The sequence below is a fragment of the Devosia insulae DS-56 genome (assembly GCF_000970465.2).
Classification (GTDB): Bacteria; Pseudomonadota; Alphaproteobacteria; order Rhizobiales; family Devosiaceae; genus Devosia_A; species Devosia_A insulae.
Genome location: NZ_LAJE02000086.1, coordinates 12,015 through 32,677, shown reverse-complemented (window position 1 = coordinate 32,677; position 20,663 = coordinate 12,015). Strand labels below are relative to the sequence as shown.

The 20,663-nt window shown below is 66.5% G+C and carries 16 protein-coding genes and 1 pseudogene; 4 read left to right on the top strand and 13 right to left on the bottom strand.

Annotated elements, in window-relative coordinates; genetic code table 11:
- Positions 1-22: 22 nt before the first annotated feature.
- The 3 genes from VW23_RS06005 to VW23_RS05995 all read right to left on the bottom strand — a co-directional run bounded on the left by VW23_RS06005 (position 23) and on the right by VW23_RS05995 (position 3,245).
- Positions 23-997, bottom strand: coding sequence for a bifunctional riboflavin kinase/FAD synthetase (locus VW23_RS06005; RefSeq protein ID WP_069908678.1), 975 nt, complete (start codon positions 995-997; stop codon positions 23-25).
- A 149-nt stretch (positions 998-1,146) separates the two neighbouring features.
- The gene (locus VW23_RS06000) at positions 1,147-2,001 is read right to left on the bottom strand and encodes a TIGR01459 family HAD-type hydrolase (RefSeq protein WP_069908677.1); all 855 of its coding nucleotides are present in this window, start codon (positions 1,999-2,001) and stop codon (positions 1,147-1,149) included.
- An 11-nt stretch (positions 2,002-2,012) separates the two neighbouring features.
- Positions 2,013-3,245 carry an EAL domain-containing protein gene (locus VW23_RS05995; protein WP_069908676.1) on the bottom strand — a complete coding sequence of 411 codons (1,233 nt, stop codon included), beginning with the start codon at positions 3,243-3,245 and terminating at the stop codon, positions 2,013-2,015.
- 206 nt (positions 3,246-3,451) lie between these two features.
- Here VW23_RS05995 and VW23_RS05990 point away from each other — a divergent pair, with 206 nt between their 5' ends.
- Positions 3,452-4,249, top strand: a complete 798-nt coding sequence (locus VW23_RS05990) for a helix-turn-helix domain-containing protein (protein WP_069908675.1) — start codon at positions 3,452-3,454, stop codon at positions 4,247-4,249.
- A gap of 20 nt (positions 4,250-4,269) precedes the next feature.
- On the opposite strand, the gene VW23_RS05985 is transcribed toward VW23_RS05990, so the two are convergent.
- Both VW23_RS05985 and VW23_RS05980 read right to left on the bottom strand, forming a co-directional pair.
- Complete coding sequence (locus VW23_RS05985; RefSeq protein ID WP_055884859.1) at positions 4,270-4,452, bottom strand: hypothetical protein; 183 nt, start codon at positions 4,450-4,452, stop codon at positions 4,270-4,272.
- The gene (locus VW23_RS05980) at positions 4,443-5,594 is read right to left on the bottom strand and encodes a glycosyltransferase (protein ID WP_069908674.1); all 1,152 of its coding nucleotides are present in this window, start codon (positions 5,592-5,594) and stop codon (positions 4,443-4,445) included. The genes VW23_RS05985 and VW23_RS05980 overlap by 10 nt, the downstream gene beginning before the upstream one ends.
- A gap of 278 nt (positions 5,595-5,872) precedes the next feature.
- Here VW23_RS05980 and VW23_RS05975 point away from each other — a divergent pair, with 278 nt between their 5' ends.
- The 3 genes from VW23_RS05975 (at position 5,873) to bglA (ending at position 9,856) form a co-directional block, all read left to right on the top strand.
- Positions 5,873-6,160 (top strand): co-chaperone GroES, encoded by a 288-nt coding sequence (locus tag VW23_RS05975; protein WP_055884854.1) that lies wholly within the window; start codon positions 5,873-5,875, stop codon positions 6,158-6,160.
- A 53-nt stretch (positions 6,161-6,213) separates the two neighbouring features.
- Positions 6,214-7,857, top strand: a complete 1,644-nt coding sequence (groL, locus tag VW23_RS05970; protein WP_069908673.1) for a chaperonin GroEL — start codon at positions 6,214-6,216, stop codon at positions 7,855-7,857.
- A 340-nt stretch (positions 7,858-8,197) separates the two neighbouring features.
- The gene (bglA, locus tag VW23_RS05965) at positions 8,198-9,856 is read left to right on the top strand and encodes a beta-galactosidase BglA (protein ID WP_141728237.1); all 1,659 of its coding nucleotides are present in this window, start codon (positions 8,198-8,200) and stop codon (positions 9,854-9,856) included.
- A gap of 357 nt (positions 9,857-10,213) precedes the next feature.
- On the opposite strand, the pseudogene VW23_RS29395 reads toward bglA, so the two are convergent.
- From VW23_RS29395 to VW23_RS05930, 8 genes and pseudogenes are all read right to left on the bottom strand, one after another.
- Positions 10,214-10,762 (bottom strand): annotated as a pseudogene (locus VW23_RS29395) (ATP-binding cassette domain-containing protein); the annotation flags it as partial.
- A gap of 526 nt (positions 10,763-11,288) precedes the next feature.
- On the bottom strand, positions 11,289-12,098 hold the full coding sequence (locus tag VW23_RS05960; protein ID WP_069908672.1) for an ABC transporter permease: 810 nt from the start codon (positions 12,096-12,098) through the stop codon (positions 11,289-11,291).
- Positions 12,095-12,940 carry an ABC transporter permease subunit gene (locus tag VW23_RS05955; protein ID WP_084645626.1) on the bottom strand — a complete coding sequence of 282 codons (846 nt, stop codon included), beginning with the start codon at positions 12,938-12,940 and terminating at the stop codon, positions 12,095-12,097. The genes VW23_RS05960 and VW23_RS05955 overlap by 4 nt, the downstream gene beginning before the upstream one ends.
- Before the next feature lie 89 nt (positions 12,941-13,029).
- Positions 13,030-14,649 carry an ABC transporter permease gene (locus VW23_RS05950; RefSeq protein ID WP_069908670.1) on the bottom strand — a complete coding sequence of 540 codons (1,620 nt, stop codon included), beginning with the start codon at positions 14,647-14,649 and terminating at the stop codon, positions 13,030-13,032.
- Between the two features lie 46 nt (positions 14,650-14,695).
- Complete coding sequence (locus VW23_RS05945) at positions 14,696-15,742, bottom strand: extracellular solute-binding protein (RefSeq protein ID WP_084645624.1); 1,047 nt, start codon at positions 15,740-15,742, stop codon at positions 14,696-14,698.
- Positions 15,743-15,952: 210 nt separating this feature from the next.
- The gene (locus VW23_RS05940) at positions 15,953-16,984 is read right to left on the bottom strand and encodes an extracellular solute-binding protein (RefSeq protein WP_069908669.1); all 1,032 of its coding nucleotides are present in this window, start codon (positions 16,982-16,984) and stop codon (positions 15,953-15,955) included.
- A gap of 89 nt (positions 16,985-17,073) precedes the next feature.
- On the bottom strand, positions 17,074-17,766 hold the full coding sequence (locus VW23_RS05935; protein ID WP_069908668.1) for a molybdate ABC transporter substrate-binding protein: 693 nt from the start codon (positions 17,764-17,766) through the stop codon (positions 17,074-17,076).
- Positions 17,763-20,612 carry a sensor histidine kinase gene (locus tag VW23_RS05930; protein ID WP_069908667.1) on the bottom strand — a complete coding sequence of 950 codons (2,850 nt, stop codon included), beginning with the start codon at positions 20,610-20,612 and terminating at the stop codon, positions 17,763-17,765. Before VW23_RS05930 ends, VW23_RS05935 begins: the two co-directional genes overlap by 4 nt.
- Between the last annotated feature and the right edge of the window lie 51 nt (positions 20,613-20,663).

Genomic DNA, 20,663 nt, shown 5'->3' with positions numbered 1-20,663 from the left:
GGCCGTCTGCTGCAGTGAGACTCTACCTGAAGAACCCGAGCTTCTCGTCAAGCTCCGACACCGGCAGGGTCGACTGCAGCAGCAGGCGGGCCTGGGCGGCGTCGTTGTTGACGGCGGCGATCAGCTCATCGAGGCCGGAGAACTTGACCTGGCCGCGCACGGTGCCGAGCAGCGCCACTTCCAGCGTCTCGCCGTAAATGTCCTCGTCGAAATCGAAGATCCAGGTTTCGAAGGGCGGACGCTCATTGTTGAACATCGGCTTGCCGTAACTGGCGACGCCATCGAGCAGGCGCCCATTGAGCTTGGCACGCACCGCGTAGACGCCTTGCAGGAGGCCGAAGCCGGTGGGGCTCGCGGTATTGGCGGTGGGGAAGCCGAGCTCCCTGCCCCGCTGATCGCCCTTCACCACGACGCCCGAGAGGAACCAGTGGTAGCCGAGCAGTTGGGCGGCGCCCGCGACATCACCTTCGCCGAGCAGGGCGCGGATGCGGGAGGACGAGATGTGGTCGTCGCCCTCGTCGAGCATGTCGAGGATTTCGACCTCGAAGCCGTGGCGCACGCCGGCGTCCCGCAGGAAATCCGGAGTGCCCTCACGCTTGTAGCCGAAATGGAAATCGGCCCCGACCGACACGCCGGTGACGCCGAGCGCACCGACGAGAAAGCGGGTGACGAACTCCTCGGCGACGATGTGGGAGAATTCGAGCGAGAATGGCATCACCACGATGCCGTCGAGCCCGAGCGCCTCGGCGATCTCGGCCTTCTGGTCGGCATAGGTCAGCCGGAACATGAAGGGGGCCGGGGCGAACACATCACGCGGATGCGGTTCGAAGGTGAGCACCAGCGCCGGCACGCCAAGCGCGGCGGCGCGGGCCTTCAGCGCCCGGAACACGTGCTGATGACCGCGGTGGCAGCCGTCGAAATTGCCGATCGCGACCATGGCGCCGCGCAGCGACGCCGGAACCTGGTCGAGTCCAGCGAGCCTGATGAAGCCGCTCAAATTCGTACCCGCCTTGAGAGTGATGGCGATATGGCAAGAAACCGGATGGGTTGCAAGGCAGCTAAGGTTGGAGGCTGCTATGCGGGTTGGTGATTGCGCGGTCCCTTCGGCAGCTCGCTCCTCCTCCGCTCAGCAGGGGAGGAGAAGGGTTACCAGCTCAGCCGCAGCATGAAGCCCGCGACATTGGCGCCACTCGGTTCGACCAGGCGGCGGATGGCTTCGGGGTCAGGGTTACCGAAGGCATCGAGTTCGGCGGCGTGGATCGAGCCGGTGATGAACAGCAGGTCGAGTCCGGCGCCGGCGGCGCCGATGGCGTCGGTGCGCACCGAGTCGCCGATGGCGAGGATGCGGGGGCGATCGACGGGGTGGCCGGCGGCTTTCTCGGCGAGGCGCAGCGCCTCGGCATAGATCGGCTTGTAGGGCTTGCCGACCATGACGATCATGCCGCCGCGCGCCTCGTAGAGGTCGGCGAGGGCGCCGCCGCAATAGAGGATCTGGTCGCCATGCTCGACCACCCGATCCGGGTTGGCGGCAATCAGCGGCAGGTTGCGGCTGAGCCACAGGGTGATCCGGTCATTGTACATGTCCGGCGTGTCGTGGTCGGTATCGAGGTCGGTGACGACGATCGCCTTGGCGTCCTCGGCGCGACCGATGGTGATGTCGAGGCCCTCGAACAGGCTGTCATTGTCGTGTGGCGGGCCGACATAGTGGACGGTCTGGCCGCGGTAGCGCTCGAGCACGACGCGGGTGGCGTCGCCCGAGGTCACCACGTCGTCATAGGCCTCGCGCGAGACGCCGAGCCGATCCATCATCTCGATGATCGGACCATGCGGACGCGGGGCGTTGCTGATCAAGACGACACGGCCGCCATTGCGGCGATAGTTGACCAGCGCCTCGACGGCGGTCGGGTGGGCGGCAATGCCATTATGCACGACGCCCCAAATGTCGCTCAAAACCACATCGTAGCGGGGGGCGATCCCGCTCAGTCCGGCAAGTGCCTGCATAGTCTATCCTGTTACGCTTGCGCCTCGATGCGGCGCTCGGCATCGCGCGGACGCTCGGCGACGAGATCCGGGCGGACCGGGCCGGGCCGGCCGATATGCGGTCCCTGCACGAGGCTGATGCCATCTTCGAACAGGCTGAGCAACTGCTGCTCGTCGATCACCCCGGTGCCGCAGAGCTCGATCTCGAAGCGCTTGGCATAGGGGGCGATATCGGCGGTGTGGAAATCGGTGAAGCTTTGCGGCTGCGACAGGAAGCGGGTCGCATCGAACCGCACGTCGCTGAAGCCGAGACCCTCGAGTTCGGCGAAATCAAAGCGCAGCGAGGTGGCGTCGGTGAGGACGAACCCGGCCCCGGCCTTGCGAAACTCGTAGAGCGCGCGCTTCTCGGTGGGGCCGAGCGGCTTCCACTCGGTCTGCCGGACGGCGAAGTTCAGCGAGGCGGTGATCGCCTGGTTGGCGACCAGCGTTGCGGTCACCTGCTCGAGCGCTTTCTTGTCGAGGATGGTGGCGCGGCCCAGCGGCAGGAATAGGGTAATCGGCTGGCCGGAGGTCTTGGCGCGCCGCGCGATAGTGACGGCTTCCTCGAGCGCCATTGCCTCGATGCGACGGATCAGGTCCTCGCCGCCGCGACGCGGCATGAAATCGGGGGCATCGGCGAGGCCGCCGGCATCCTGCATCAGGCGCGGCACGAGATCGTAGCCAAGGGGTTTCCTGGCCGGCAGGCGAACCACCGGCTCGATATGGAAGACCAGCCGATTGGCATCGAGCGCAGCGCGTAGCTCGGACTCCGGGATCATCGGATCGAGGAAAATGTCGTCGTCGGGCTCGGCCGGCTCGGCTGTCGCTTCAGCGAGGCGCGAACCACCATCGGCGCGGCGAGCCTCCTCGAACTCGGCCAGCGCCTCGGCCAGTTGGCGGGTGACGGTGCCGAGCACCGAAATATCGGCCTCGATGCCATCGAGGCGGCTGCCCACATTGGTATCGGCAATGGCGTTGACGCGCTGGCTCAGCACTTGCCCGGCCCTGGCATCGGTCGACAGCAGCCGCGCCAGGTCCTCGACGGCGCGCTCGAGCCGCGCTTCCGAGCGCTGGCGCAGGCGGCGCTCCATCAGCATGACGGCCAGCGCACCAAAGGCAATCGCGGTGACAAAAGCCTCGATCGGCGAAAAGGTCATCCCGAAATAGGCCGCCGCCGCAACGCCAAGCGTGGCCAGCGCGATGAAGATGTAGACGAGGCCTTGCACTTAACGCTCGGGCTCCCAGAGTGACCAACGGGATTCGACGCATCCCGTCATAGCATCGGCCGGGCCCTGCCGAAAGGCGCGGGGACGCGGGAGCTGTGGCAAACCGTGGGGCCGGCGCGTTTCCGCACAGATCGGCTGGAACGCTTTATTTACCCAGTTCGTCAACACTCCATTCAGCACAGCCACGTGCCCAAGGACTTGTCGCCATGCCCGCTCCCGGCTTCGGCCTGGATAACGCCGCCCGCATCCTGCTCGTCGACCGCGATGAGGCGGGGGCCCGCAGCCTGATCGAGATGCTCGATCGGGGATTCATCGTCGCGCCCGAGATCGGGCTGGCCTCGTGCGGCCGCGAAGCGGCAGACCGGCTGCGGCTTGCCTCCTATGACCTGTTGCTGGCCGACCTCGACAGCCTGCGCGACCTCTCGGTTGAAGCCGAGGACGCGGTGGCGCGGCTGGTGCGGCTGGCGCCGGGATCGCTGGTGGTGGTGCTTTCCGACGGCAACTCGGTCTCCGCGACGCTCGCTGCATTGCAGGCCGGAGCGCATGAGCATGTGACCCGCCCAGTCGATGGCGCGGTCCTTTCGGCGCGGCTCAGCGAACTGGCGCAGCGCTACGGCCGGCCGATCGCCGGGGCGTTCCGTGGTACCGACGAGCGGGAGCGCGTCGCCGGCCTGATCGACGCCTCGAGCCAGCTGCAGACGGTGCTCGACTTCGTAGCGCGCGACCTGCCGGGGAGTGCCAAGAATCTGGAAGGCGTGGCCCGCCGAATCGTCGCGATGTTCGATGGCGGCGAGACGGAACGACGCGCCGCTTCGGCGGAGTCGCCGATGCGCCCGGCCGTGCTGCCGATGTGGCAACAGGAGCAGCGGATCATCGAGGAAGCGATCGAGAGTTTTGCCGGCAACATCGCGCTCGCCGCCGCCGCACTGGAGCTCAGCCCCTCGACGATCTACCGCAAGCGGCAGGCGTGGGCGGAACTGGAAGGCAAGAAGGGCGCGGCTTAGAACGCGCCCCTCCAGAGGGTCTAGCCCTTCAGCTTGTCGCGGGCCTTCTTGGCCGTGGCGAAGGCGCGGGCTTCTTCGCCCAGCGCGGAGCCCTTCTTCACCACGGTGCCGCTGGCGTCAACGAGGCTCCAGTCCCACTTGGTATTGGGACCGACGCCACCGGTGCGGCGGAGCTTGATTTCGAGTTCTGCGCTTACCGCCATGTGAATACCTTTGTAACGGAGTAGTTGAAAACGACGCTCATCAGCACGCCGAGCAGGCCCGCGACGTAGAACTGGCCGTCATAGGCATAGATCCAGCTGGCAACCGAGACGTTGGCGAGGGCGCCGATGGAGCAGACGGCGTAGAAGGTGAGCATGCCGGTGAGATAGCGCCAGCCGCGCAGCTTCTTGTTGGCATAGGTCAGCTCGTTATTGAGCATGAAGTTAAAGGTCATGGCGAGGAGCGTTGCCGCGACCTGCGACCAGACGAAGTTGAAGTTCAGCACCTCATGGGTGAACCACAGCGTTCCCATATGCACCACGACGCCGAGACCGCCGACGAGGGCGAACAGCAGGAAGGTGGTGGGCAGCAAGCCTCCGGAGAGCTTCGAGACAATCAGCCCGAGGAACTGCACCACGACGATCGAACTCATCTTGCTCTCGCCGGCATGGCGCGGACGGAAGGTATAGGGCACCTCGCCGATGCGCAGTTCCTTGCCCTGGCGGGCGCGCGAGCGGCCGGCCGAGACGATGATATCGAGCAGGATCTTGAAGCCGTCGTCGCTGAGCGAGGGGGCGATTTCGTCGAAGACGCTGCGACGCATCAGGAAGAAGCCGCTCATCGGATCGCTGAGCGCCTTGCCGGTGACGAGGCTCGAAAGCTTGGTAGCAAACCGGCTGCCGGCTTCGCGCGCTTTCGACAGGCCCTCGCCGACGCTGCCCTCGCCGCTATAGCGAGTGCCGACGACGATGTGGTCGCCGGCAATGGCTTTCTCGAGCATCTGCGGCAGCACGGTTTCGTCATGCTGCAGGTCGGCATCGATGACGGCAAAATAGGGAGCGGCGCTGGCGAGGATGCCCTCGACCACGGCAGAGCTCAGGCCGCGACGGCCGAGGCGGTGGATACCGCGCACGTTCTGGTGGCGGCGCGCCATGTCGCGCACCACTTCCGAGGTGCCGTCGGGGGAATTGTCATCGACGACGATGAACTCGAATGGGGTGGCGCCAAGGGCCGCCGTGACCTTGTCGTACAGCAGCGCGACGTTATCGCGCTCATTGTAGCTGGGGACGATCACCGCGAGCTGCGGGGCGACCCAGTTGTCGGGGGATTTGCGGGGGTGGCTATCGAACTGGACGACGGTCACGTCTGCTCCGGAAGTATCTCAAGCGCCTCAGGTACTGCCAAGCTGGGCGCTTTGCAACTTACCATCGGGGCGGTTTACGGTTTCTCTCGGCACCACAAACGTGGCGGCAGCACGCCCGTTTCATGCCTTCGTCGCATGGCTGCCACATCCTCATCGTATGGCTCGCCTCGTCCTTGACTCGCTTCCGACCCCCTCCTATATCCCCTGCCAGCTGTTAGCACTCCTCGATCATGAGTGCTAACAGGCGCGAAATCATATAGAGGCTGATAGGAGCAAAAATGGCTTTCCGTCCCCTGCACGACCGCGTGGTCGTCCGGCGCGTCGACAGCGAAGAGAAATCGGCTGGCGGCATCATCATCCCCGATACCGCCAAGGAAAAGCCCTCCGAGGGTATCGTCGAGGCCGTCGGCCCCGGCGCCCGTGACGAGAGCGGCAAGGTCGTGGCGCTGGACGTCAAGGCCGGCGACCGGATCCTGTTCGGCAAGTGGAGCGGCACCGAGGTGAAGCTCGACGGCAAGGATCTGCTGATCATGAAAGAATCCGACATCATGGGCGTGATCTCGTAACCAGGCGCTCCGCCGGTTTCGACCACTCCCCTAACTCGTAAGGAGCGCCTCTCATGGCTGCGAAAGACGTAAAGTTCTCCACCGATGCCCGCGACAAGATGGTCCGTGGCGTCAACATCCTCGCCAATGCGGTGAAGGTCACGCTGGGTCCGAAGGGCCGTAACGTCGTGATCGACAAGTCGTTCGGCGCACCGCGCATCACCAAGGACGGCGTCACCGTCGCCAAGGAAATCGAGCTCGAAGACAAGTTCGAGAACATGGGCGCCCAGATGGTGCGCGCCGTTGCGTCCAAGACCAACGACATTGCCGGCGACGGCACCACCACCGCGACCGTACTGGCGCAGGCCATCGTCAACGAGGGCGTCAAGCTCGTCGCTGCCGGCATGAACCCGATGGACCTGAAGCGCGGCATCGATCTGGCCGTTGCTGAAGTCGTCGAGAACCTTGGCAAGGCCAAGAAGATCATCTCGTCGAATTCCGAAGTTGCCCAGGTCGGCACCATCTCGGCCAACGGTGAAGCCTCGATCGGCGAGATGATCGCCAATGCGATGCAGAAGGTCGGCAACGAGGGTGTGATCACCGTCGAGGAAGCCAAGACCGCCGAGACCGAACTCGACGTCGTCGAGGGTATGCAGTTCGACCGCGGCTACCTGTCGCCGTACTTCGTCACCAATGCCGAGAAGATGGTTGCGGTGCTCGAGGATCCGGTGATCCTGCTGCACGAGAAGAAGCTCTCGAACCTGCAGGCCATGCTGCCGATCCTCGAAGCCGTGGTGCAGTCGCAGCGTCCGCTACTGATCGTTGCCGAGGACATCGAGGGCGAGGCTCTGGCCACGCTCGTCGTCAACCGTCTGCGTGGTGGCCTCAAGGTCGCTGCCGTCAAGGCTCCGGGCTTTGGCGATCGCCGCAAGGCCATGCTCGAAGACATCGCCGTCCTGACCGGCGGCCAGGTGATCTCGGAAGATCTGGGTATCAAGCTCGAGAACGTCACCCTCGACATGCTCGGCACTGCCAAGCGCGTGGAAATCTCCAAGGAGAACACCACGATCGTCGACGGCTCGGGCCAGAAGTCCGACATCGAAGGCCGCGTGGCCCAGATCAAGGCGCAGATCGAAGAGACCACTTCGGACTACGACAAGGAGAAGCTGCAGGAACGTCTGGCCAAGCTCGCCGGCGGTGTTGCGGTGATCAAGGTCGGCGGCTCGACCGAAATCGAAGTGAAGGAGCGCAAGGACCGCGTCGACGACGCCCTGAACGCGACCCGCGCTGCGGTTGAAGAGGGCATCGTGCCGGGCGGCGGCGTCGCGCTGTTGCGCGCTTCGAACGCCCTCACCGTCAAGGGTGCCAATGCCGACCAGCAGGCCGGTGTGAACCTTGTCCGTCGCGCCCTGCAGGAGCCGATCCGTCAGATCGTCAACAATGCCGGCGATGAAGGCTCGGTGGTTGTCGGCAAGATCCTCGAAAGCAGCAACCCGAACTTCGGCTACAATGCCCAGACGGCCGAATATGGCGACCTGATCGCCATGGGCGTGGTCGATCCGGTGAAGGTGGTTCGCACGGCGCTGCAGGATGCGGCTTCGGTCGCCTCGCTGCTCATCACCACCGAGGCGATGATTGCCGAACTGCCGAAGGACGCAGCCCCGGCAATGCCGGGCGGCGGCGGCGGCATGGGCGGCATGGGCGGCATGGACTTCTAAGGCTTACGCCTTAGCAAGTTCTGGCTCACGGTCGGCACCGCGTTCGGGCAACGGCCCGAACGCTGGACCTCAGCGGGGGCGGCCCACGGCCGATGCCCTGCGGGCAAGACGACATCCGATCTTCTCACGAAGGTCACGAACGGGAGGGCGGTCCACTGGGCCGCCCTTTCGTTTTGAGGGGTTGCGGTGGACGGGCCCTTCGCTCCACGAATGCAGGTGCAAGGCTCCTGCGCATACACCTGCGGTTGACTCCGGCCCTGCCCTCGCGCCACACGTCGCGAGAGCCAGCCCAGGGAGTTTGAGCATGAGCGTTGTGCCGCCGATGATGGCCGTTCCGCCGATGACGGAGCAGAAGTCGACGCCCGAGCAGCCTCTCGACAAGGACTGGTGGCGCGGCGCGGTGATCTACCAGATCTATCCGCGCTCGTTTCAGGACCATAACGGCGACGGCGTTGGCGACCTCGTCGGGATCACCGAGCGGCTCGACTATGTTGCCGATCTCGGGGTGGACGCGATCTGGCTCAGCCCGTTCTTCACCTCGCCGATGAAGGATTTCGGCTACGACGTTTCCAACTACCGCGACGTCGATCCGATCTTCGGCACACTCGGGGATTTCGACCGGCTGCTGGAAAAGGCGCATTCACGCGGGCTGAAGGTGATCATCGACCAGGTGATCTCGCACACCTCCGACAAGCACCCGTGGTTCTCGGAGAGCCGGCAGAACCGAACCAACCCGCGGCACGACTGGTACATGTGGGCCGACCCGAACCCCGATGGCACGCCGCCCAACAACTGGCTGTCGATCTTCGGCGGCTCGGCCTGGGCCTGGGACAGCCGGCGCATGCAGTACTACATGCACAATTTCCTCACCTCGCAGCCCGACCTCAACTTCCACAACCAGCAAGTGCAGGACGCGGTGCTCAGCGACATGCGGTTCTGGCTGGAGCGCGGGGTCGACGGGTTCCGGCTCGACACGGTGAACTTCTATTTCGCTTCGCTCGGGCTCGAGTCGAACCCCGTAGTAAAGCCGGAGGATTTCAATGCCTCCACTGCGCCGGCGGTGAACCCCTATAATTTCCAGGAGCATCTCTACGACAAGAGCCGGCCGGAGAACCTCGAATTCCTGACCCGTATCCGCGCGCTGCTCGACGAGTACCCGGGGCGGACCAGCGTGGGTGAGATCGGCGACAGCCAGCATCAGCTCGAGGTGATGGCGCAGTATACCTCGGGCACCGACAAGCTGCACATGGCTTACACCTTCGATTATCTCGGCGGGGCATTTGACGCCCAGCATTTCAAGACGTCGATCGACCTGACCGAGAAAGACGCGCCAGACGGCTGGATCTGCCTCGCCTTCTCCAACCACGACGTGGTGCGGCATGTGAGCCGATGGATGAGCCACGGCGATCGCGAAGCGTTCGGTAAGCTGACCGCGACGATGCTGCTGACGATGCGCGGCTCGGTGTGCCTCTACCAGGGCGAAGAGCTGGGGCTGACCGAGGCGGAACTGGCGTTCGAGGACCTGGTGGACCCTTATGGCATCGAGTTCTGGCCGCAGTTCAAGGGCCGCGACGGATGCCGGACGCCGATGGTGTGGCAGTCCTCAGCCCATCTGGGCGGTTTCTCGACCGCACCGCGGGCGTGGCTGCCAGTGCCGGGCGATCACCTGCTGAAAGCGCCGGACTTGCAGGAAAAGCAGAACGACTCGCTGCTGCACCACTATCGGGCAACGCTGAAGTTCCGGCGGCAGCACCAGGCGCTGGTGAAAGGGACGATCAAGACGCTCGAGGCACCTGAGGGGGTGCTGATGTTCACCCGGACGGCTGGTGCCGAGACGCTACTTTGTGCCTTCAACATGACTGGCGGCCCGATCGTCGTCCGCCTGCCCGACGGGCTCGGGGTCAAGGGGATCGACGCTCCCGGCTCGGTCGCTGCTCCCGTCGGTGACGGCGACCTCAGCCTGCCGGCTTTCGGCGGTTTCGTCGGGGCTGTGCTCTAGCTCAGGCGCCGGCGGTTCCTCAGGCGGGGCCGGCGATTCCTCGGGAGGGACCGGCGGTTCGGGAGCGGCCGGTAGCGGCTCGGGCGCCTGTGGCAGTGCGGGCGGCAGCGGCTCGGGATAGCGGACGGCGAGCAGCGCGACGGTAGCCGCGTGGTGACCGGTTTCGGCCAGCTCGGACGGCTTGCCACCTTCGACGATGTGACCGGCTTCGAGCACGAGAATGCGGTCAGCAACGAGGCGCAGCACGTCGAAGTCGCGGCTGGCGCAGAGCACGGTGAGGCCGTAGTCCGAGCGGACGCGGTTGAACAACACGAGGAACTCGGCCTCTTCGACCGGATCGAGCGCCGCGGTCGGCTCATCGAGGATGATGAGGCTGGGGCGGCTCACCAGCGCGCGGGCCAGGGCGAGGCGTTGCAGCTCAGCGGTGGTGAACTGGCCGGGCAGATGGTCGAGCACATCAGGGGCGAGGCCAACGACGCGCACTGCTTCGACCAGACGATCGGCCTGCTCGTCGATCAGCAGTTGCTCTTCGACGCGCAGCGGCTCGGTGAGCGACAACCCCACCGCCAGGTCCGGATTGAAGGCGGCGTGCGGATCGGGAAACAGCAGACTGATGCGGGCGCGCGCCTCGCGGACCAGATCGTCGCCGTGATAGGGGGTGCGATCGAAAGCCAGCTCGCCGGCGCTGACGCGGCCGAGGCCGGCGATCAGGTGGAGCAGCTCCGACTTGCCGGCGCCGGCGGCACCGAGCAGGCCGACAGCCTCGCCGCGACGAACCGACAGCGTAATGTTCTCAAGCACCGCGATCGGCGACTTGCGCTTCCAGAGCCGCGAGGTGGGATCGGCGATGCGCTTGCCGACGCCCTGCAGTTCGAGCAGCGGCTCGCCGATGGGTGGGCGCGCCATGGTGCGGGTACGGGGCTTGCCGGCATTGACCAGTTCGCGCGTCGCAGCGTGCTGCGGGCGCTCCTGCAGCGCGGTGGCGAGGCCGCGTTCGACCAGCTTGCCGCCCGAGAGGATGGCGGTTTCGAGCCCCATGGCACTTGGCAGGCGAAAATCGCGCGTGAGGATCAAGAGCGCCACGCCGCGATCGCGGTTGGCGATGAGCAAAGCGGTCAGCAGGTCGCGTTGCGCAGCAAGGGTAAGGGCGCTGCCCGGCTCGTCGCAGACGAGGAGATCGACACCGCGGTCGAGGCAGCGGGCGAGCTCGATTGGATTGGCATCGGGTCCGATGACGCCGGGGCGTTTGCTGGGGAGCCCGGTGCCATGAACGGTGGCGCCGGCGGGCAGGAGGCCGGCGATAGCCTGCGCCAGCAGCGTCTTGCCGCTATTGGCGCGGCCGACGATGGCGAGGACGGCACCATCGGCCAGTGCCAGATCGAGGCCGGTGACCGGATGCTTGCCGGCGATGGCTACGCCGAGGCTGGTGAGCTCAAGCGCCATGGCGTGCTCCCCTGAGGCCAGTGGCGGCCAGCATCAGGGCCAGCGCAGTGACGACCGCAACGGCCCCTGGAACGAGGATCAGCAGCGGCCGGATGGCCATGAACTGCTGGGCCTCGCGCAACATCAGGCCGAGGCTCGTGCCGGGCGGCAGGACGCCGAGGCCGGCGAAGGAGAGACTGACCTCGATCAGGATGGCGATGGCCAGCAGTTCAAGCCCAAGAGCGCCCAGTTGCGGCAAAAGCCGTGGCAACACGTGGCGCTGCGCAGCGGCGAGCGGACGGAGGCCGGCAAGGCGCGCGGCGGTGACGTAGTCGCGGTGCCATAGCGGCGCGAGGACACGGCGGGTGATAGTGGCCGCGACTACCGTGCCCGGGAGCGCAATGGCGAGGAACAGCGTGAGGTTGGCGGGCGCGGCGAGGCCACTGACGAGCATGCCGATGAGCAGCGCCGGCGGCAGCATGCTGGTGACATGCGCCGTGCGGCGCGAGGGCGGCAGACGCACGGCGAGAGCAGCGCCGACGGGAATGCCGACGAACAGGCTGGCAAGCGTGCCGAAGACGGCGAGCAGCAGCGTCGTGAGCGTTGCGGTCATCAGCACGGAGGTGCCGTCGCGGCCGATCGCGTCGGTGCCGATCCAGTGGATGGCGTCGGGTTCGGCGAGCGGGGTCAGGCTGGCAGCGCCGTGCGGGGTCCAGGCGAGGGAGACCAGCGCAAGGAACGCGATGATCACCGCGAGCGTGGCGCCGAGGACGATGCGCGGGTCGATGCCGGGCCGGACGGGCGCCGCTTCGAGGGTCATCGACGCCACTCCGCCCGCAGCGCCGGGTCGACCAGCACGCGCAGCAGCGCCAGGAGCAGCATGCCGCAGGCGGCAACCATGATCAGCAGCAGCAGTCCGCCGCGCAGCAGTCCCAGGTCGTGCTGTTCGGCGGCGCCGAGAATCTGGCGCCCGAGGCCGGGGAGGAAGAAGACACTCTCGACCAGCGCGGCGCCGATCAACAGGGCGCCGAAGATGCGCGCCATGGCCTGCGGCAATTCGGGCAGCGCGCCAGCGAGGCCGAGTTTCCAGCGCGCCGCGGAGGCGGCGACACCTTGGGCGCGCAGCCGCTGCACGTCGTCTTCAGCCACGCTGCCGAGATCGCGGCGGATGCGGAGCGCAAGCTGACCGGCATAGGGGAGGCCGAGCGCGAGCGCCGGCAGCAGCAGCGAGGCGAGCGCGCCGGGCAGGTTGCTCCAGGGGACGAAGCCGCTGGCCGGCAACAGTTTCAGGAGAGCGGCGAACAGCAGTGCCAGCAGCATGCCAAGCCAGAATGGCGGCAACAGCGCGAGCACACCGGAAAGCGCGCGCACCAGCCCATCGACCATGCCGCGATAGCGGCCGGCGGCGAGGCCAAGGCCGGTCCCGACGGCGCCGGCAATAACCAGCGCCAGCAGCGCCAGTGGCAGGGTGACGGCGAGGCGCTCGCCAAGGGTGTTGGGCGCTCCGGTATCGCCGGTGAACAGCCCGAGGAAGCGGACCCAGGCGGGCCGATCGGTACCGCCGGCGCCGGGCAGGATGTCGAGCAGGAGGAACAGCAACGCGGCGGCGCCGAGGACCGCTCCGACTGCCAATGCGAGCCGCGTGAGGATGTAATCTCTCATGCCCCGGCGCCCCAAGAACCAACCAAGTGAAGGAAAGACCTAACCGGCTAATGCTTAGTCAATGACCGGTTAATTTCCAATGTATCGTGTCAGCGCCGATCGCTGAACCGGGTCGAAAGGATAACGGGAACGAGGCCGACCAAGACGATGGTCAGGGCGGGGAGCGCTGCTTCGGTGAACAGGCTCACATTGGCGCGGGCATAAACCACAGTGGCCAGTGTTTCGACACCGAGCGGCCGCAGCAACAGCGTCGCCGGCAATTCCTTGACGATCTCGACAAAGACCAGCGTCGCGGCGGTCAGCAGAGCCGGTGACAAGGTGGGCAAATCGACCCGGAACAACAGTCGCCAACCGGTGACGCCGAGAACCCGACCGGCGTCGAGCATGGTGTCGCCGCGCTTCTTCATCGCCGCATCGATAGTCGAGTGCGACACCGCGAGAAAGCGGATGGCATAGACGTAAAGCAGCGCGGCGATGGAGCCGGACAGGATGAGGCCGGGGCGCCAGTTGGCCATCGCCATGGTCATCCGGTTGAACCACAGGTCGGCCTGGCCGAGTGGCTGCAACAGGCCCAGCGCCAGCACGGTGCCGGGGATGGCGTAGCCGAGGGTGGCGATGCGGATGAGCCCGTGGGCGGCGCGCGACTTGCCGATGCGGGCGGCAGCGAGGCCGACAATCACGGTGATGAGGGCACCGAGCCCCGCGAGGGTGATGGTGGTGAGCCCGGCGTTGATAGTGAGGCCGAAGGCATCGGGGCCGAGGTTGCGGATGGCGAGCACCAGTAACTCGCCGACCGGAACGCCGAAGCCGAGCAGCAGCAGGATAGTGCAGAAGCCGATGGCGAGGCCGCGCTCGGCGCCGACGAGCTGTTCGCGCGGTGGGGCGACGCGGCTGTCGCGATGCAGCGCATAGACGCGGTCGCGACGGGCCCATTGCTCGAGCAGGATCAGGAGGCCAATGATGAGCACGATCATTACCGCCAGTTGCGCGGCGCCGCCAAAGTTCGAACGGTTGATCCAGGTGGAATAGATCACCGCGGTGAGGCTGTTGACGCCAAAATACTGCACGGCGCCGAGGTCGTTCACCACCTCCATCATGGCCAGCGTGATGCCGACGACGAGGGCCGGCCGGCTCAGTGGCAGGGTGACGGAAAAGAAGGCGCGAAAGCCCCCTGCCCCGAGGGTGCGCGCCGCGGCCGAGATGGAGCCCGACTGCATGACGAAGAAGGCGCGGCAGGAGGCATAGACGTAGGGGTAGAGCACCATCGACAGGACGAAGGCGGCACCGCTGGGGCTTTTGATCTGTGGGAACCAGTAGTCCTTGATGGTCTCGCCGCCGATGACGGCGCGCAGCGCCTGCTGGATCGGACCGGTGAAATCGAGGAATTCGACATAGGTGTAGGCTGCGAGGTAAGTCGGGATGGCCAGCGGCAACACCAGCGCCCATTCGAAGATGCGGCGACCGGGGAACTCGAAATGCGTCACCAGCCAGGCCGAGACGAGGCCGAGGATGCCAGTGATCACCCCGACCCAGGCCATGAGCGTCGCAGTTTCGCGCAACGCCGTCGGCAGCATGGCAGCGGCGAGGCCACCGGCGCCGGTGGTGTCGAGCGCGGCCACGGCCAGCCAGAGGATCGGCAGCCCCATCAGGGCCAGCAGCAGGATGGCCGAAACCGGCGGGAGCTTCCTGCCGCCGGTTCCGGATTTCATCGATGCCACGGTCGTTCGGCTGATGGGGCAGCCTCCCGTCTTGGGACTAGTTCTGTGCGCCTTCGTTGAACTTCAGCTCATCGATCAGCGCCGCCGCTTCGTCGCGGAAATCGGCAGTGGTGGTAAGTGAGACCTTCGAGGGGTTGAGAAGGCCCCAGCTCTGGGTCAGTTCAGCCGGCTTGACGCTGGTTACCGCCGGATACTCGTAGTTGGCATCGGCGTAAAGCTGCTGCGCCTCGTCGGAGAGCAGGAATTCGACCAGCCTGTTGGCGTTCTCGGCATTCGGGGCGTACTTGGCGATGAAGGCGCCGGCAGCGTTCACCTGGGTGCCATCTGCCTCGGCGTCGGGATAGACGATCCGCGCGGAGGCCGCCCAGTCCTTCTGCTCAGGCTCGGCCTCATTGGTCAGCATCAGGCCCATGTAATAGGTGTTGGCGATGGCGAGGTCGCAAGAGCCCTCGAGGATGGCCTTCACCTGGGCCCGGTCATTGCCGGCGGGCGGGGCCGACAGGTTGTCGCGCACCGCGGTGAGCCAAGTACGGGTCCTGTCCTCGTCCCAGGCGGCGAGACGGTTGGCGACGAGGCCGATATTGTAGGCGTGGTCGCCCGGCCGGGTGCAGAGGCGCCCCTTCCATTCGGGCTTGGCGATATCTTCGTAGGTGAGCGCAGTGGCGTCGACGCGGTCCTTGCTGACATAGAAGACGCGGGCGCGCAGCGACAGCGCGGCCCAGTGGCCTTCGGCGTCACGGAACTCGGGCGACAGGCGCTCGGTCAGCGCCGGGGTGGTGATCGGCTGGGTCAAGCCTTGCGTCCTGGCACCGACCAGGTTGCCAATATCAACGGTGAGCACCACGTCGACGGGCGACAATTCGCCCTCGGCGGCGACGCGCTCGAGCAGGCCGTCGCCAGCGTAGAGCACGGTGGCCTTGACGCCGGTGCTGGCGGAGAATTTGTCGAGCAGCGGCTGGATCAGGCCGGGCTCGCGATAGCTGTAAATATTGACTTCGCCGCTCTGGGCAAAGCTCGGCCCGGCGGTGCCGGCAATCATCGCAGCGCCAAGCAGCGCAGCGGATAGTCGCATCGTCATGGTCATGGCAGACTCCCGTTATCGGCGCCCCCTCAGGCCACCGGTGACCGGCTGCAATCACGAATTCTGAGCAACAAAGTCAACAATGCAGGGCGGCGGAATGTTGCCGGTTTGTGACCGTCTTTTAGAACCGTTCCAGAACGCCGATGAGCTCGTCAGCCAAGCCGCCGGTTTCAGCGCGACCCCCTGGCGCGATCGCTGCGGCAACGTGTCCGATCAGTTCTGCGGGCCTTCGTCGAAGCGCAGCTCGTCGACCAGCGCGCTGGCCTCTTTGCGGTGCGCGGCGATCTCGGTCAGCGGCGTCTTGTCGGCCTTGAGCTCGCCCCAGCTGGCGACGAGATCGGATGGGGCGACGCCGGCCACCACCGGGAACTCATAGTTGCCGCTGGCATAGAGGTGCTGGGCTTCGTCGGAGAGCAGAAATTCCACCAGCTTCTGGGCATTGGCCTGGTTGGGTGCATACTTGGCGATGACGGCGCCCGAGACGTTGACCTGCGTGCCGTCGCCATCGGGATCGGGGTAGATGATGCGGGCTGCGGCGGCCCAGGTTTTCTGCTCGGGCTCGGCTTCGTTGTTGAGCATCAAGCCCATGTAATAGGTGTTGCCGATGGCGAGGTCGCAGCTGCCATCAAGGATTTTCTTGACCTGATCGCGGTCGGCGCCGGAGACCGGGCCGTTGAGATTGTCGCGCACGGCGGTCAGCCAGTCGCGGGTCTTGTCGACGCCCCAATGGGCGATGCGGGTGGCGATCAAGCCGATATTGTAGACATGCTGGCCGGAGCGGGTGCAGAGGCGCCCCTTCCATTCCGGCTTGGCGATATCCTCATAGGTCAGCGCGGTCTCAGGGACACGATCCTTGCTGGCGTAGAAGACGCGGGCCCGCAACGACAGGGCGATCCACTGGCCATCCGGATCCTGATAGGCGGCGGGCACGCGGGCCTGCGCCTCGGCCGGGATGGTCTGGGTGATGCCGAAATCCTTGGCATTGGCGAGGTTGCCGATATCGACGGTGAGCACCACGTCGGCGGGCGACAACTCGCCCTCGGCCGCAACGCGCTCGAGCAGGCCATCGCCGGCGAACAGCACGTTGGTCTTGATGCCGGTTTCGGCGGTGAACTTATCGAGCAGCGGCTGGATCAGACCGGGTTCGCGGTAGCTATAGACATTGACCTCGCCGCTCTGCGCCAGAGCTGGCCCCGCTGCCAGCGTAAGAACGAGGGCGGTAGCAAGGCGCGGGAGCATGGTCATGATCGGATCCGGATCGCGGGAGGCTCCCGCTCGGCGTGGTTTTTGCTTTTTCTGACCGACCAAGTCAACAAACCGGATCGTGAAGTGGTTCAGCGGCGTTCGAGACCCTTGGCGGCGAGAACCTCGTCCGATGCGGCAGAGGTGAGGAAGGCGGACAGCACCCTGGCTGCCTTCGCATCGCGCGCGCCGGTGCTGATGCCGACGGCGAAGTCGATGTAGCTTTGCAGCTCGGACGGAAAGCGGCCGGCCAGCACGACGTCGGGCGCGGCGGCGAGGATGGAGCTCACCGGGATCACTGCCAGTTCGGCCTCGCCGCGAGCCACCGCCGCCGCGGTTTGCCCGCCGGAGGTAGGGACAAGCTTTGGCCGCACTTCATTCGCTATGCCAAGCTGCTCGAGCAGGCCGATAAAGTAGCTGCCGCTGGTGCCCTCGTTGGCATAGGCGATCGACGCGGCGGCCTGCAGGGTGCGTTCGAACGCCGCCACCGAGCCGAGGTCGAGCGGCTGGCCACCAGCTCTCGCCGCGACGCCCATGGCGATCCGGCCGAACGACACCTGGCTTGCCACCTCGAGCTTGCCCTGTGCGGCGAGGTCGGCGACCAGGTTGGGGTTGATGACCACGAGATCGAAGGGTACGCTGGCTTCGATCTGCTGCTTGACGATGGGATTGAGCTCCCAGCGGGCCGCGACGGCATAGCCGGTGGCAGCCTCAAACTCGGGGATGAGCGCGAGGATTGCAGGACGGACCGCGATGGCGCCAACCAGCCGGATCTCCCGGCTCACTGGCTGGTCTCGCGGACCAGGTCGGCAGGAATCAACAGCGAAAACATGGTGCCCACGCCGACGGCCGGATCGACCGAGAGCGACAGCGCGTTGACCGCCAGCAGCGAGCGGGTGAGCGCCAGACCGACGCTGGAGCGGACCGGTTGCAGGGCTTCGCCGTCCTTGCCGACGCCATCGCGGAACACCACGAAGCGCTCGCCGAGATCGCGGCGGGCCTCGCCGCCATCGCGCACATTGACGATCACGGCGCCGTCGTCCTCCTGCTGGGCAGAGAGGATGACCGAGCCGCCGACCGGGGTCTGGTCGATAGCGCTGGCCAGCAGATTGAGGATGGCCTGGGTCAGCGAGGCGGTGTCGGCAGTGATGCGCGGCAACCGCTCGGAAACGGCGTTACGCACGAGGACCCGGGCTTCGCCGGCCTGGCTACGGACGCGGGCAAGGCAGCTTTCCAGCAGCAGCACGAGGTCGATGTCGTTGGCCTCGGCCGGGTAGCGTCCCTCACGCAGGCGGCTGTAATCATCCAGTTCGTCGACGAGGTGGGCGATCTCCTGGCCGGCGGTTTTGATGTCCTGCGCATATTCCAGGTAGCGCTGGTTGTCGATCGAGCCGAAGGAGGCCGAGCGGATCAGGTCGGCAAAGCCGATGACGGTATTGAGCGGCCGGCGCACGCCGCGGCTGATGCGGGTGAGCATAGAGGGCTCGATGTCTTCGGCGGGCTTGACGATCGGGACCGGCGGGATCGGCGACGCCGCTTTGCGGACGAAGGCGTAGTAGCCGGCGATGATGCCGGCCTGCCCCTCGGCGAACAGCGTGATGCGGGTATTGGGCACCGCCCCGGTGAAGGTGATGGCCGGGCGTGCGGTCTCGGCGAAGCGGGCCGGGCGTTCGAGGAAGCGCTTGAGATCGCCCAGTTGCGAGGGCTCGATGAAGCTCGCCAAAGGCTTGCCGACAATATCCTCCTCGACATGGCCGAGGACGATACGGCCGTGCAGCGACACCGTGGTGATGGTGCCGGAGCGGTCGGCGGCGATGAAGCCGTCGTCGCTGGTTTCGGCGGCGAGCTCGGCGAAGGTGCGGACGGCGGCCTCGTGGCCGATACGATTCTCGGCGATGCCGGCCGAGAGCATCAGAGCCGGACGGCCGTGCCAGGTGATCGACTGCAGCCGGGCGTTCACCGAGGCGAGGCTGCCATCGCGACGCACCAGTTGGGTCACCGGTCCCGAGACGGCGCTGTCCTCGGACGGGAAGATGGCGGTGAGGCCGGCGGCGCGCAGACTTTCGATCGACTCGTAGCCGGTGAGGTCGGTCAGCGCCCGGTTGGCGAACAGCACCTGCTGATCGCGGAACACCAGGATGCCGAGCGGCAGCCGGTTGAGGATGAAGGTCTCGCCGGTGAGGTTGATCAGGGCGCCTTCGTTGGCGGCAGGGGGCGGCGCCGGCGCATCGGCGGGCGGCGGCGACGGATGGGCGCTGACGCGATCGGTGAGGATGCGGCTCAGCTCATCGAAATTGTAGCGCGAGACGCGCTCCACGGTTTCGGCGTCAGGGATCGCAGTGACGACTTCGCCCGGCTCGTCCTCGGCAGGCTGTTCCGGGGCGAGCGCCGCAAAGCCGCGGCCAATGACACGCCAGGTTGTGGCGGCAACGGGTTCAGGTTCGGGCTCGGCCGTGTCGGCGATGACTTCCGCGCCCGCAACCACCGGTTCCACTGCCGCAATCCCTGCGGCCGGCGCGACCGCGTGGGGTTCGGCGACCTCGTCCTCGTCGGCGAAGTCGATCAGCGCGCCGATGACATCGAGCGCGGGCGGAGGCGGGAGTGGTACCGGCTCAACCTCGGCCGGCAGTTCGGGCAGCGGCAGGGCCTCGTCCGCTTCGACCGCCTCGGGTACCAGCGGCTCATCCACCAGTTCGGGCGGCGGGCCGGCGAAGTGCTCGTCGCCGGGGCTGAGCGCGGTGTAGAGGCCGCCGTCATCGGCAAGACGGTCGAACAGCGAAGCCAGCGTGCCCGGCACGTCCGGAGCAGCGGGAATCGGCTCGACCCAGTTGTCTTCCTCGGCAATCACCGGCTCATCGTCGGCGTGCTCGACCGGCGGCAGGCCCATCGGCAGCAGCGGCTCGGGCTCGGGGACGGTGCGCGGCGGCAGGGCCGGCGCATCTTCGCGGGCGATAACGCCCTCTTCCGCCCGCACATCGGCGATCTCCAGCGCCGCGGCGGCGTGGCGCTCGAACAGCAGCAGCATGGCGTCGTGCGGGCTGGCCTTGAAACGGGTCAGCAGCATCGTGTCGCCGGCGAGGGTCACCTCGGCGCTTTCGGCGTCGTGCGGCAGGCCCTCGCTCTCGATGATCGGGGCGAAGTGCTCGAGCGCATGGCGCGAGCCGCCGGCAATCTGCCCGTCCTCGCTGACCAGCAGGTACTCGGCGCCATCAGGCAGCAGGTGCGCGGTCAGGGCATCGCCCTGCATCGGATCATGCGCCTCGAGCAGTTCGGGCTCGATCGGATCGACGCCGACGATCAACAGGCCCGTGTCGCCGCTTTCGAGTTCGAGCGGGGTACAGGTGCAGGTGGTGGAGACCGGCCGTTCGCCGGCGAGGAACTGGATGCGGCTGAGGCTCGAGCGCCCCATCGAGCCGAGCCGGATCAGGCGGGCGATCTGCCCCTTGATCGGCACCGCCTCGGGCGCCAGCTTCAGCCCGTGCTTCTTGATCTTGCCGTGGAAGTAGCGCGCGGCATCGTTGCGCCAGAGCAGGGTTTCGCCATCCTGCGACCATAGCCAGGCGGGGCGCGCGTCGGCCCAGTGCACCAGCACCAGCCGGGCCGTCGGCGATTTGATCCACTCAGCGCGCACGCGTACTCTTTTCCTGCCTCGTGCCAATTCGACACAAAGCGAACTCGGAAT

Bases quoted from the DNA above. Each gene is read 5' to 3' on its own strand.
- VW23_RS06000 (WP_069908677.1), bottom strand. From the start codon at position 2,001: ATGCAGGCACTTGCCGGACTGAGCGGGATCGCCCCCCGCTACGATGTG.
- VW23_RS05990 (WP_069908675.1), top strand. From the start codon at position 3,452: ATGCCCGCTCCCGGCTTCGGCCTGGATAACGCCGCCCGCATCCTGCTC.
- VW23_RS05985 (WP_055884859.1), bottom strand. From the start codon at position 4,452: ATGGCGGTAAGCGCAGAACTCGAAATCAAGCTCCGCCGCACCGGTGGC.
- VW23_RS05975 (WP_055884854.1), top strand. From the start codon at position 5,873: ATGGCTTTCCGTCCCCTGCACGACCGCGTGGTCGTCCGGCGCGTCGAC.
- groL (WP_069908673.1), top strand. From the start codon at position 6,214: ATGGCTGCGAAAGACGTAAAGTTCTCCACCGATGCCCGCGACAAGATG.
- bglA (WP_141728237.1), top strand. From the start codon at position 8,198: ATGACGGAGCAGAAGTCGACGCCCGAGCAGCCTCTCGACAAGGACTGG.
- VW23_RS05960 (WP_069908672.1), bottom strand. From the start codon at position 12,098: ATGACCCTCGAAGCGGCGCCCGTCCGGCCCGGCATCGACCCGCGCATC.
- VW23_RS05955 (WP_084645626.1), bottom strand. From the start codon at position 12,940: ATGAGAGATTACATCCTCACGCGGCTCGCATTGGCAGTCGGAGCGGTC.
- VW23_RS05950 (WP_069908670.1), bottom strand. From the start codon at position 14,649: ATGAAATCCGGAACCGGCGGCAGGAAGCTCCCGCCGGTTTCGGCCATC.
- VW23_RS05945 (WP_084645624.1), bottom strand. From the start codon at position 15,742: ATGACCATGACGATGCGACTATCCGCTGCGCTGCTTGGCGCTGCGATG.
- VW23_RS05940 (WP_069908669.1), bottom strand. From the start codon at position 16,984: ATGACCATGCTCCCGCGCCTTGCTACCGCCCTCGTTCTTACGCTGGCA.